At 70.7% G+C, this 11,361-nt stretch carries 12 protein-coding genes and 1 pseudogene; 4 read left to right on the forward strand and 9 right to left on the reverse strand.

The window, feature by feature from the left end; genetic code table 11:
• Positions 1-32: 32 nt before the first annotated feature.
• Positions 33-362 (forward strand): annotated as a pseudogene (locus AB0F17_RS32695) (S26 family signal peptidase); the annotation flags it as partial.
• Between the two features lie 20 nt (positions 363-382).
• On the opposite strand, the gene AB0F17_RS32700 reads toward AB0F17_RS32695, so the two are convergent.
• The 3 genes from AB0F17_RS32700 to AB0F17_RS32710 all read right to left on the reverse strand — a co-directional run bounded on the left by AB0F17_RS32700 (position 383) and on the right by AB0F17_RS32710 (position 2,923).
• Positions 383-2,311: an ABC transporter ATP-binding protein gene (locus AB0F17_RS32700; protein ID WP_358030868.1), complete on the reverse strand. Its 1,929-nt coding sequence runs from the start codon at positions 2,309-2,311 to the stop codon at positions 383-385.
• 243 nt (positions 2,312-2,554) lie between these two features.
• Positions 2,555-2,701, reverse strand: a complete 147-nt coding sequence (locus AB0F17_RS32705) for a hypothetical protein (RefSeq protein ID WP_358030871.1) — start codon at positions 2,699-2,701, stop codon at positions 2,555-2,557.
• Between the two features lie 99 nt (positions 2,702-2,800).
• Entirely contained in the window at positions 2,801-2,923 is a 123-nt protein-coding gene (locus tag AB0F17_RS32710; protein ID WP_358030874.1) for a hypothetical protein, read from the reverse strand.
• A 237-nt stretch (positions 2,924-3,160) separates the two neighbouring features.
• On the opposite strand from AB0F17_RS32710, the gene AB0F17_RS32715 reads away from it, so the two are divergent.
• The 3 genes from AB0F17_RS32715 (at position 3,161) to lexA (ending at position 5,220) form a co-directional block, all read left to right on the forward strand.
• Positions 3,161-4,087 carry a LuxR C-terminal-related transcriptional regulator gene (locus tag AB0F17_RS32715; RefSeq protein ID WP_358030876.1) on the forward strand — a complete coding sequence of 309 codons (927 nt, stop codon included), beginning with the start codon at positions 3,161-3,163 and terminating at the stop codon, positions 4,085-4,087.
• Between the two features lie 107 nt (positions 4,088-4,194).
• Positions 4,195-4,509 carry a hypothetical protein gene (locus AB0F17_RS32720; protein WP_358030880.1) on the forward strand — a complete coding sequence of 105 codons (315 nt, stop codon included), beginning with the start codon at positions 4,195-4,197 and terminating at the stop codon, positions 4,507-4,509.
• Positions 4,510-4,560: 51 nt separating this feature from the next.
• Positions 4,561-5,220 carry a transcriptional repressor LexA gene (gene lexA / locus AB0F17_RS32725; RefSeq protein ID WP_358030883.1) on the forward strand — a complete coding sequence of 220 codons (660 nt, stop codon included), beginning with the start codon at positions 4,561-4,563 and terminating at the stop codon, positions 5,218-5,220.
• A gap of 116 nt (positions 5,221-5,336) precedes the next feature.
• On the opposite strand, the gene AB0F17_RS32730 is transcribed toward lexA, so the two are convergent.
• The 6 genes from AB0F17_RS32730 to AB0F17_RS32755 form a co-directional block, all read right to left on the reverse strand.
• On the reverse strand, positions 5,337-5,651 hold the full coding sequence (locus tag AB0F17_RS32730; protein ID WP_358030886.1) for a hypothetical protein: 315 nt from the start codon (positions 5,649-5,651) through the stop codon (positions 5,337-5,339).
• 85 nt (positions 5,652-5,736) lie between these two features.
• The gene (locus tag AB0F17_RS32735; protein ID WP_358030889.1) at positions 5,737-6,828 is read right to left on the reverse strand and encodes an ABC transporter ATP-binding protein; all 1,092 of its coding nucleotides are present in this window, start codon (positions 6,826-6,828) and stop codon (positions 5,737-5,739) included.
• Positions 6,825-8,570 (reverse strand): iron ABC transporter permease, encoded by a 1,746-nt coding sequence (locus AB0F17_RS32740; RefSeq protein ID WP_358030891.1) that lies wholly within the window; start codon positions 8,568-8,570, stop codon positions 6,825-6,827. Before AB0F17_RS32740 ends, AB0F17_RS32735 begins: the two co-directional genes overlap by 4 nt.
• Positions 8,567-9,610, reverse strand: a complete 1,044-nt coding sequence (locus tag AB0F17_RS32745) for an ABC transporter substrate-binding protein (protein ID WP_358030894.1) — start codon at positions 9,608-9,610, stop codon at positions 8,567-8,569. The genes AB0F17_RS32740 and AB0F17_RS32745 overlap by 4 nt, the downstream gene beginning before the upstream one ends.
• A gap of 105 nt (positions 9,611-9,715) precedes the next feature.
• Positions 9,716-10,390 (reverse strand): response regulator transcription factor, encoded by a 675-nt coding sequence (locus tag AB0F17_RS32750; RefSeq protein WP_358030897.1) that lies wholly within the window; start codon positions 10,388-10,390, stop codon positions 9,716-9,718.
• Entirely contained in the window at positions 10,387-11,298 is a 912-nt protein-coding gene (locus AB0F17_RS32755; RefSeq protein ID WP_358030899.1) for a HAMP domain-containing sensor histidine kinase, read from the reverse strand. The genes AB0F17_RS32750 and AB0F17_RS32755 overlap by 4 nt, the downstream gene beginning before the upstream one ends.
• Positions 11,299-11,361 lie beyond the last annotated feature (63 nt).

The raw sequence follows: 11,361 nt of genomic DNA on the forward strand, positions 1-11,361 counted from the left end.
TGGCGGCGCTCGTCGCCGTCCTGGCCGCAGCGGTGGTCGTCGCCCGGCGCAGGCTCGTCGTCGTCCAGGTGAGCGGAATGAGCATGTGGCCGACGTACCGGCCGGGTGACCGGGTGCTGGTCCGTCGTGCCGCCGCGCGCCAGGTGCGGCGCGGTGAAGTGGTGGTGTTCGAGCCGGCGGGGCGCTCGGGGTGGGGCACCGGGCCGCTGCCCGCGCCCCAGGCCGCGGTCTGGGTCATCAAGCGGGTGGCCGCGCTGGCGGGTGACCCGGTGCCGGCCGAGGTGGCGGCGGCGGTTAAAGCCGAGCCGGGCGCGGCCGTTCCCGAGGGCGCGCTCGTCGTCGTGGGGGACGGCACGTCGAGCGCCGACTCCCGGATGTGGGGCTACCTGCCGGCCGACCGGGTGCTGGGCGTGGCCGTGCGGAGGCTGTCCTCGGGCCCGGCGTCCCCGGGCGCGGAGCCGATGGCTTCTCCCGGCCCGAAGCCGTCGTCATCCCCCGGTCCGGAGACGCCGGCGTCCCCGGGCTCGTAGCCGCTGGCCTGTAGGTTGAACAGCCGGGCGTACTCGCCGCCCGCCGCCATGAGCTCGTCGTGCGTGCCGCGTTCGGCGATCCGCCCGTCGCTGAGCACCACGATGAGGTCGGCGTCCCGTACGGTGCCGAGCCGGTGCGAGATGAGCACGCTCGTCCGGTCGCCGCGGTAGCGCCGCAGGCTGCTGTGCACCTCGTGCTCCGCCTCGGCGTCCAGACCCGAGCTGGGCTCGTCGAGGATGAGCAGGTCCTGGCGCCACCGCATGAAGGCGCGGGCCAGGGCCAGCCGCTGCCACTGCCCGCCGGACAGGGCGACCCCGGCCTGGTCGTCGCGGTCGCCGAAGATACGGCTGAGCATGGTGTCGTACCCGCGCGGCAGTGCGGTGATCGCCTCGTGGACGCCCGCCTGGCGGGCCGATTCCTGGACGCGGTCGTGGTCGGCGGCGGCGGTCAGGTCGCCCAGCATGATGTTCTCGGCGGCGGTGAGGTCGTAGTCCATGTAGTCCTGGAACACCGCGCCGATCCGCCCGCGCAGCTCGTCCGGGCTCGCCTCGCGCAGATCCACCCCGTCCCAGCTGATCTGCCCCCGGACCGGGTCGTACAGCCGGCACAGCAGCTTGACCAGCGTGCTCTTGCCCGCGCCGTTCACCCCGACGAGGGCGACCGTACGCCCGGACGGGATGAACAGGTCCACCCCGCGCAGGATCCAGGGGTGCTCCTCGCTGTAGCGGAACCACACGTCGCGCAGTTCGATCCCGTCGCGCAACTCGGGCAGCGGGGTGGGATCGGACGGGACGGGCAGGTCAGGCTCGGCCTCGGCCACGGCCGTGTAGTGGCCGAACATCAGCAGGGCGTTGTGGGCGTCCGCCCACTGGCTGACGATCGCCGTCAGGGCCATCTGCACCCCGGCCACGGCCGCGACGAACACCGTCACGTCGCCCACGCTGATGCCTCCGGAGGCGGCGCTGAGGACGGCCCACAGCAACCCTCCGGCCGCCACGACGCTGCCGAGCAGCGCCATCATGCCCTGGCTGCGCAGCGTGCGGCGATCGACGTCCCGTTCGGCGTGGTTGATGCCGCTCACCTCGTCGAGCATCCGCGTGCGCAGATAGTCGCCCAGGCCGAACAGCCGCACCTCCTTGGCCGCCTCCGGCCTGGTGAGCAGGTCGCCGAAGAACACCTGGCGGCGCATGGCGGGGGTCATCTTCCACATCACCTCGGCCCGCTCCCGGCTGAGCATGAGCTGGATGCGTACCGAGGGCAGCGCGGCGACGACGATGACGGCCACCATGAGCGGGCTGACGGCGAACAGCGTGACGACGAAACCCGACAAGGTGATGAGTGCCTGGCCGATCGCCAGCGCGCCGACGACCAGCCGGTCCGGTGCGTTGTGGCTCGACTCGTACGCCAGCCGGAGGGTGTCGTGGAAGGCCGGGTTCTCGAAGCGGCTGAGCCCCGGATGGCGGTTGACGGCCCGGAACAGCCGGTCGTAGATGAGCAGGCGCAGTGATCTACGCAACTGCGCCTGTACGTACGCCGACACGTGCGGCAGCACGATGACCGCCAGGCCCGCCAGGGCGAGGCCGCCGCCCAGCGGCACCAGGGCGGCCGCACCCTCGCCCCTGGACAGCGCGTCGAGCACCAGTTTCGTCAGCCAGGCGGTCGCGACCGGTGCCGCGCCGGCGAAGACGCCGAGGACCGCCGCGGCGACGGTCGCCGCCGGATGGGCCGTCCAGGCGAGGGCCGCGGCGACCCGGACCCGCCTGAGCGTGGAGTCCGCCATGCCGCTCAGACCTTCGCGGGGATCGAAAGCTTCGGTCCGTCGTCCACGACGGCGGCCACGAGGTAGGACATCGGCGTCCCTAACGGTTCAGCGGAGCGGGGTGTGTGCGGGCGCGAGGTGGCGCGGTCGGCGGAGCATGTGCGGGATCCCGCCGGAGAATGCCAGGAGCACGGCGCCGGCCAAGGACCAGTCCGGCCGGCGCCGTGCTCCTCTGTCATCAGCGACGCACCTGGTCGCTCATCATCACAGGTGGCAGTACTTGGTGCCGGAGTAGAGGCAGCACGTCATACGGAGGATGGGGTCCCACCAGCAGGGTTCGGCCCGGGCGGTGGTGGAGGGCAGGAGTCTGTCGAGCAGACGGTCACCCATCCTGTTGATGGCACGGAACATAGGGATACTCCTCTTGGTGCGGACCGGCGGGTGGGGTTGCCGGTGACAGCCGGCATAGGCGATATGGGTGATCATCTATGCCGACGGCAGGACAATGGCTTAGACGCCGCAGTACGTCTTGCCGGCGATGATGCAGCACCTGTAGCCGGAGGGGTGCCAGAAGCACACATCGGCCTCGGCGGTGGCGGAGGGCAGGAACCTGCCGAGCAGACGGTCACTCATCCTGTTGATGGCACGGAACATAGGGATACTCCTCTTGGTGCGGACCGGCGGCTGGGGATGCCGGTGACAGCCGACATAGGCGATATGGGTGATCATCTATGCCGACAGCAGGACAATAACGACTGACGATCAACGGGCGTAAGCATGCGGGACTGGCATCAAGCTGCACAGCCGTGCAGCTTGATGCCACTTCGCAGGCATTCCGCGTCGGCCCCTGTTGCACTGTTCGGAGCCCACATGAGCCTCAGTAGTCTCGGATTGACCGCTCTCGACGAGACCGTGTACCGCGCCCTCTTACGCGGCGGCGAAGCGACGGCGGGCGGCCCGGACCTGGTAGGCGCGGCGCTGGAGCGGCTGGTGGCGCTGGAACTCGTGCGACTGGATCCGGACGGCCGGCCCGTGGCCGTCGATCCGGAGATCGCGATCAGCCGCCTGATCAGGCGACGCCTGCTGGAGACGAGCGCGGAGCAACGCCGCATCGCGGACGCCTGGAAGACGCTGATCCTGCTGAGCACGCAACGCGGCGGGCCGGACCGTACGGTCACGATCGAGCGGATCGACGGCATCGACCAGATCAGCGAGCGGATCTGGTCCCTGGCGCTCGACGCGCAAGAGGTGCTGGCCGTGCAGTCCGATCGGTGGCGTCCCCGCCCGGACATGCTGCCCGCCTACCTTCACCGGCTCGGCGAGGGCGTCCGGCGACGCACCATCGTCTCCCGGAAGAGCCTGGTCGACCCGGCACTGGTGGAGTACAGCCGCACGCTGCACCGCGCCGGCGACCACCACCGGCTCGTCGAGGACGCCGGGCAGCCGATGGTGATCGTGGACCGTTCGGTGGCCTTCGTCCCCACCACGCCGGACTGCGGCGCCCAGAGCGCCCTGATGATCTCCCAGACGGGGGCCGTCGCGACGATGGCGGACCTGTTCGAGCGGGTGTGGACGCACGCGGCGGACCTCGAACCCCACCCCGCGTCCAGCCTCACCCCCAGGGAGCGGCAGGTGCTGCACCTGCTGTCCAGCGTCGACAAGGATGAGATCGCGGCCAGGGAGATGGGCGTGAGCCTGCGGACGTATCGGCGGCACGTGGCCGAACTGTTCGACCGGCTCGGCGCCGCGAACCGCTTCCAGGCCGCGCTGCTCGCCAGACAGCAGGGCTGGATCTGATCGACGCAGGAGACGCGGGAAAGGCCGTGGGCAGATCTCACTGATCCGCCAAGAAATCACGCTCCCCACTTGTGAAGAGCGGCGCCAACGGACGATCATGAGCGTCCATGACTAAGAAGATCCTTTCCAGCGTCGCCGGCCTCGTTCTCGGCACCGCCGTTCTCGTCGGCGGCACCGCCTCCCCCGCCGCCGCGGTGGGCGGCTGCTCCAAGACCGCGAGCACCGACCACTCCGTGACCGTCAAGTGCACCAGCGGGCTTGAGACCTATTTCCGGGTCTACGGCTACTTCTGCTCAACCTCGTCCTGTTCCTACCTACCGGGCGGTCTGGCCTCCTTGGGTGGCACGAGCAAGGTCACCAGCGGCGCGTACTACAGCGGCTCGTGGAAGGTGAAGGGCTGCTACGTGACCGACGGCTGCTGAGTCGCCGGGCCTGGACCTCTCCCCGACGTTCAGGCCCGTAGCATTCCGCAGGTGACCACCTACGACGATCCCGACGCGTTCGAGTACCTGGACTTCTCGGCCCTGCCGCCGCGCCAGCAGCGGATCCTGGCCACGATCCGAGACTGGGTGGTCAGGTACGGGTACCCGCCGAGCACCCGCGAGATCGGCCGCGCGGTCGGGCTGCGGTCGTCCTCGTCGGTGTCGAAACACCTGAAGAGCCTGGAGGAGAAGGGGTTCCTCCGCCGGGGCACGACGATGACCCGGCCGATCGACGTGCGGCTGTTCCTGCGGGCCGCGGCACCGGAACCGGCCGGCGACGTGGTGACCGTACCCGTGGTCGGAGACATCGCCGCGGGCACTCCCATCCCGGCCGACGAGCACGTGGACGGCACGCTGACCCTGCCCCGCGATCTCACCGGCCGCGGCAATCTGTTCGGCCTCCGCGTACGGGGCGATTCGATGATCGACGCCGCGATCTGCGACGGCGACATCGTCGTGGTACGGCAGCAGCCCGAGGCGCACTCGGGCCAGATCGTCGCCGCGATGATCGACGGTGAGGCCACCGTCAAGGTGTACCGCCGGCGCGACGGGCACGTCTTCCTCGAACCGCGCAATCCCGTCTACGACATCATCGACGGCGACGGCGCCGCGGTGCTGGGCATCGTCGTGTCGGTCCTGCGCAGCGTCTGAGCACCGCGCCGGCCCATCGCCGAGTGCCGATGGGCCGATGGGCCGACGGGCCGACGATCCTACCGAGCCGCGCGGCCCCGGAAGCGAGGCCGACGCGGCGCGTTCTTACCTCACCCCTACTTGGACACGTCCTCGCAGCGGACCGTGACCAGCGCGAAGAACACATGCGTTTTCGCGTTCTGGGAAACCACCGACTCGAACACGGAGCAGTCGGTGAACCCATTGCTGAGCGCGTTCTGCCTGGCGGCGGCCTCGGCGTCGGCGAGCGCGATGTTCTCGTCGAGGTTTTTGGCGAACCCGTCGAACAGCGCGCCGATCTGGGCAGTGGCGAAGGCGGGCAGCGCGGTGACGGCGGCGCCGGCCACGACGCCGGAACCGGCCAGCGTCGTGGCAGCCAGCGCGACCAGCAGCTTTTTCGTCAGGTGCTTCATGGGATCTCCCCGTGGTTCGATTGATGGGCCACGCCCGATAGGCGTTCCATCCCGTTCCATCCGCCGCCGGGCGCCTCGCCGGAGATCAGAACTTGACCAGCACGTACGCCCGCGCCGGATCGATCCCCACGGTCACGTTCGTGCCCTCGGCCAGCAGGCGCTGGGGGTCGGGTCCCGGCACGGTCACCGCCAGCGTCCCCGCGCCGGTCTCGACCTCGTAGTCCACGCTGTGCCCGTGGAACGTGGCCCGCAGCACGGAGCCGATCCCGCCCTCCGGAGCCGCGGTGAGCGAGAGGGTCTCCGGCCGGACCATGAGGTAGGTGGCGGCGTTCGCCCGCACCTCGGGGTGGGCCGCGACCGTCATGTCCCGGCCCAGCGCGGTGATCGCCGCGCTGCCCGTCTCGACGCGCGCCGGGACGACCTCGATGAAGTTGGCCCGGCCGATGAAGTCGGCCACGAACACGGTCGCCGGCCGGAAATAGATGTCGGCCGGGCCGGCGGCCTGCTCGATCCGGCCCTTGTTCATGACCACGACTCGGTCGGACATGGTCATCGCCTCGTCCTGGTCGTGCGTGACGTACAGGCTGGTGATGCCCAGCCGGCGCTGGATGCGGCGGATCTCGGCGCGCATGGCGCCGCGCAGCTTCGCGTCCAGGTTCGACAGCGGCTCGTCGAACAGCAGCACCTCGGGCTGGACGACGAGCGCGCGGGCGAGCGCCACGCGCTGCTGCTGCCCGCCGGACAGCTCGTGCGGGCTGCGGTGTTCCAGGCCGACGAGGTTCATGCCGGTGAGCGCGATGCGGAGTGCGGAGTCCGTCTCGTCCTTGCCGCGATGCCGGGTCCGCAGGCCGTAGGTGATGTTCTCGCTCACGGTCAGGTGCGGGAAGAGGGCGTAGCTCTGGAACACCATGGCCATCGGGCGGCGCTGCGGCGGCAGGTGGTCGATGGTGTCACCGTCGAGCCGTACGTGGCCGCTCGACGCCTCCTCCAGGCCGGCCACGATCCGCAACGTCGTGGTCTTGCCGCAGCCGGAGGGCCCGAGCAGCGTGATGAACTCCCCGGGCGCCACATCGAGCGAGACCGAGTCGACGGCGACGACCGGCTCCCGCCCTTGGGTGGTGAACGCCTTGGTCAGCCCGTCGAGGCAGAGCCGGCCGCGCCGGGTGTCGTCCGTCATCGTTCATACCTTCCTGAGACGCGGTGAAGGGTGGCGGTGCGGCCGACGAGCAGCCGGATGATCCCGAAACCGGCCAGGACGAGCGCCGTCAGCACCGTGCAGTAGGCGAAGGCGACGCCGTAGCGGCCGGTGTTCGCGGCGCTGAGGATCTGGGACGTGATGATGTGCGTGCCGGGGGTGACGAGCAGGATGATGGTCGAGAGGGAGGTCATGCAGCGCGCGAAGCCGTAGCCGAGCCCGGTCAGCAGGGCCGGCCGGATCAGCGGCAGCGTGATCGTGCGGAACGTCCGCAACGGCCCGGCGCCGAGGCCCTTCGACGCCTCCTCCAGGCTCGGGTGCAGCTGCGACAGCGCCGCCGTGCCCGTACGCAGCCCGGCCGGCACGGAACGGACGACGTACGCGAGCACGATCGCGACCGCTCCACCGGCCACCGCGCTCCCGCCCACGAGGCCGGGCAGCACCTCCAGGTCCCCGACGTAGCGGCTGGGCCGGTAGGCCAGCAGGTAGCCGATGCCGAGCACGGTCCCCGGCACGGCGACGCCCAGCGTGCCGGCGAAGTCCAGCCAGCCGCCGGACCGCGGCAGGTGCCGGACCGCGAGCCAGGCGATGAGCAGGCCGAAGACGCCCGCGATCGGGGTGGCGATCGCGGCCAGCAGGGTCGTGTCCTTCAGCGCCTCCTGACCCACGCCGAGCAGCACCTCGCGCAGGTGGGTGAAGGTGAGCGCGTAGTCCACGCCGAACACGCGCGTGACACCGCCCACGATCACCGTCCCGTAGAGGGCCACGATGACCAGGGAGACGAGCACGGCCAGCGCCAGCACGGGCCAGCGGGCCCAGCTCGTGATCAGGTGCACGGTGCCGGACGGCCGGCCGGTGACCGTGGTGCGGACCTTGCGGCTCAGCCAGTACCGCTGTGCGACGAACACCCCGATGGAGGGCACCAGCAGGATCAGGCTGTAGACCGAGGCGCTGGTGATGTCGTACTCGCCGGTGACGGCCAGGTAGGCGCGGCTGGCCAGCACCGTGTAGTCACCGCTCACGACGAGCGGGTTGGCCAGGTCGGCGATGGCCTCCACGAACAGCAGCAGGAACGGGCCCGCGAGCCCCGGCGCCAGCAGCGGCAGCATCACCGTGCGGAAGACCCGCCACCGCGAGGCACCGAGGGTCATGGCGGCTTCCTCCATGGCCGGATCCAGGCTGCGCATCATGCCGAGCAGCCCCAGGTACGCGACGGGGAACAGCGACAGCGACAGGACGAACACCAGCCCGTCGAGCCCGTAGATGTCGTACTCGAGGCCGAACAGCTCGTGCGTCACCAGCCCGCGCCGGCCGAACAGCACGATGGTCGCCGTGGCCACCGCGAAGGGCGGGCTCACCACCGGCAGGAGCGCGATGAGGTGCAGCACCTTCTTGCCCGGCACGTCCAGCCGGGCCTGTACGAAGGCGAACAGGAAGCCGATCGCGGTGCCGGCCAGGCCGACCAGCACGCCCAGGACCAGCGTGTTCCACAGGATCCGCAGGTCGACCGAGGAGGTGAAGAACTCCACGTAGCGCGGCCAGGCCTCCGGCGACAGCGCGGTCCCCAGCACCGCGCCGATCGGGAAGACGCTGCCGACCAGGACCAGCGCGACGCAGGCGGCGATCGCGACCAGCACGCTCGCCTCGCGGCGGCGCCGTCGCGGGAGAGCGGTCCGCCCGTTGTGGCGGACGGCCCCCGTGCGTCCGCGCGAACCGGGCGTCACGACTTCGGCGCCTTCGCGATCTCGGAGTCGAACCGCCGGGTGAGCTCCAGCTTGCGCTCCCCCGCGGCGGTGCTGTCGTAGTCGATCAGCTTCAGCGCCGCCAGGTCGGCGGTCTTGTCCGACCGCTTGGCCTTCGGGTTGGTCGGCGCCTGGTACGACCGCACGCTCGGCCCGATCTCCTGGGCCGCCGGGGTGAGCGCCCAGTCGATGTACTTCTTCGCGCTGACGGGATTGTGCGCCCCCTTGATCAGCGCGACCCCGCCCACCTCATAGCCCGTGCCTTCGGCGGGGAAGGTGACCCGCAGGTCGGGGAATCCCTGCTCCATGGTCGCCACGCAGTCATGGGAGAACACGACGCCCACGCCGACCTCGCCCCTGGCGACCTGCTGCGCGGGGGCGGCGCCGGACTTGCTGTACTGCAGGACGTTCGGGTGCAGCCGCTTCATGTACGCCAGCGCCTGGTCGACGTTCCCGCCGTGCAGCGTGACCTGCGTCCACAGCGCCGTGTACGCGGTGCCCGACGTGGCCGGATGCGCGATGCCGACGTCCTGCTTGAGCGCCGGATCCAGCAGGCTCTGCCACGACTCGGGAGCCCGCAGCCGCTTCTCCGCGAGCACCTTGGTGTTGGCGCAGAAGCCCAGGACGCCGACGTACACGCCGGTCCAGGCGCCGTCGCCGGCCTTGTACCTGACGGGGATGGCGGCCGCGTCCGGCGAGACGTAGTTCTCCAGGAGGCCGTGCCCGGCCGCGGCGGCGTACCCGTCGGCGGGACCGCCGTGCCAGACGTCGAACTCGGGATCGGACTTGCCGGCCTGGATCCTGGCCAGCGCCTCACCGCTGGACAGGCGGACGAATTCGGACTTGATGCCGGTGGTGGCGGTGAACGCGCTCGTCATCGCCGCGCACCACTCCTCCGTGGCGCCGCAGGCGACCACGACCTTGCCGGCGTCGGCGGTCGCCGTGCCGGCCGCGCGGGCACACCCCGACAGCACGAGCGCGCCGGCGATGAGCAGGGATGGGGAAAGGTACCGAGGAACCATGGTCGACCACCTCTTGTGGGCGGAGGGCTACCGTGCACCGAACGTAAGCCGCGCGGCGGGAGGCCCCGGTAACGCGCCCGTGAGCGTTGGTGACAACGCCGTCACCTACAGATCGGGCATCAGATAGCCGACGTTGCGCACGGTCTGCACGTAATGCGCGGCGTCGAGCGTGGCCAGCCGGGACCGCAGCCGGTACACCCCGGTCTTGACCACGTCGCGGCCGCCCCACACGTCGGAGGCGCCCCACACCGTGCGGAGGAGCGCCTGCCACGGTTGCGGGGTGCCCCGATGCTCCGCGAGATGGGCGAGCAGCCTGAACTCGGTGAACGGCAGCTCCAGCCGCCGCCCGGAGATCGTGACCGTGTGCCGGTCCAGGTTGACGACCATGTCGCCGACCCGCAGCACCGTCTCTTCGCCGCCCCGACGGCGGCGGACCAGCGCCTTCGCCCGCAGCGCGAGCTCACGGGGGTGGAACGGCTTGGTCACGTAGTCGTCCGCGCCCCGCTCCAGCCCGGCGATGACGTCCTCCTGCTGGCCGAGCGCGCTGAGCAGCATGATCGGGACGTCGGACCTGGCGCGGATCCGCTCACAGAGCGTGAGCCCGTCGAGTGCGGGCATGAGCACGTCGAGCACCACCAGGTCGACCTCGCACGTACGCAGGATGTTCAGGGCGGTCGCGCCGTCGTGCGCGGTGTGGACGGTGAAGCCCTGGGTGGTCAGGGCGAATTCCACGATGATGGTCATCTGCAGTTCGTCGTCCACGACGAGCGCTGTGCTCAACGCGGCTCCTTCCGCGCCGGCAGGGTGAACAGGAACGTGGTGCCGAGCATCGAGGTGGTGTCCACCATGATGGACCCGCCGTGCAGCTCGACGATCGCCTTGGTGATGACCAGCCCCAGCCCGGTCCCGTCGGCCAGCGGCCGGCCCGTGACGAACCGGTGGAACAGCCGCTGCCGCTGGTCCTTGGTCATTCCCGCGCCGTCGTCGGTGACGTACACCGCGATCCCCGTGTCGATGGCCATCACTCTTACGTCGATGCTGCCACCCATGCTGGTGAACCGGCTGGCGTTCGACAGCAGATTGGTCAGCGCCTGAGCGGTCAGCGTCGGATCGGCGGGGATGGGCGGCGTGACCTGAGGAGTGTCCAGGCTGATGCGCTGCCGCCGCTCCGCGCACAGCGGCCGCATGGCGGTGACCACGTCACGGGCGACCACCGAGACGTCCACCTGCTCCAGGCGCGGGGTGAAGAGGCCCGCCTCGATCTTGGCCTGGGTGAGCAGGCTCTCGCACAGGTTGATGACCTGCGCGCACTGCCGGTCCACGATCGCGATGAACCGCTTCTGCGCCGGCGTCAGCGGCCCCGGGCTCTCCTCGCCGAGCAGGTCCACCGCGCCCTTGATCATGCTGAGCGGGGTACGCAGCTCATGGCTGAGCGCCGTCACCTGCTCGGCCCGCCGCTCGACCAGCTCACCGAGCCGGTCCAACTCGACCTGCTGCGTCACCACCACACGGCGTAACCCGGCCACGGCCAGCCCCACACCACCGGCCAGCCCGGCCACCGCCGCCACCGCCGGCCAGACCCCGGCCACCACCGCACCGACCGCACCCGAGACACCGAGCAGGCCGCACAGCAAGGGCAGCCGCGGCGACCGCACCACCACCCGGCGCGCCCAACCGGTACGCCCCATCGGAAACCACCCCCAGCCGTGTCGGCATCAGGATGACCTTCCGAAACGCCTGGCGAAAGGGGC

It is taken from the genome of Nonomuraea sp. NPDC026600 (assembly GCF_040638335.1).
Lineage (GTDB): Bacteria > Actinomycetota > Actinomycetes > Streptosporangiales > Streptosporangiaceae > Nonomuraea.

Bases quoted from the DNA above. Each gene is read 5' to 3' on its own strand.
- AB0F17_RS32720 (WP_358030880.1), top strand. From the start codon at position 4,195: ATGACTAAGAAGATCCTTTCCAGCGTCGCCGGCCTCGTTCTCGGCACC.
- AB0F17_RS32715 (WP_358030876.1), top strand. From the start codon at position 3,161: ATGAGCCTCAGTAGTCTCGGATTGACCGCTCTCGACGAGACCGTGTAC.
- AB0F17_RS32710 (WP_358030874.1), bottom strand. From the start codon at position 2,923: ATGAGTGACCGTCTGCTCGGCAGGTTCCTGCCCTCCGCCACCGCCGAG.
- AB0F17_RS32755 (WP_358030899.1), bottom strand. From the start codon at position 11,298: ATGGGGCGTACCGGTTGGGCGCGCCGGGTGGTGGTGCGGTCGCCGCGG.
- AB0F17_RS32735 (WP_358030889.1), bottom strand. From the start codon at position 6,828: ATGACGGACGACACCCGGCGCGGCCGGCTCTGCCTCGACGGGCTGACC.
- AB0F17_RS32705 (WP_358030871.1), bottom strand. From the start codon at position 2,701: ATGTTCCGTGCCATCAACAGGATGGGTGACCGTCTGCTCGACAGACTC.
- AB0F17_RS32730 (WP_358030886.1), bottom strand. From the start codon at position 5,651: ATGAAGCACCTGACGAAAAAGCTGCTGGTCGCGCTGGCTGCCACGACG.
- AB0F17_RS32700 (WP_358030868.1), bottom strand. From the start codon at position 2,311: ATGGCGGACTCCACGCTCAGGCGGGTCCGGGTCGCCGCGGCCCTCGCC.
- AB0F17_RS32745 (WP_358030894.1), bottom strand. From the start codon at position 9,610: ATGGTTCCTCGGTACCTTTCCCCATCCCTGCTCATCGCCGGCGCGCTC.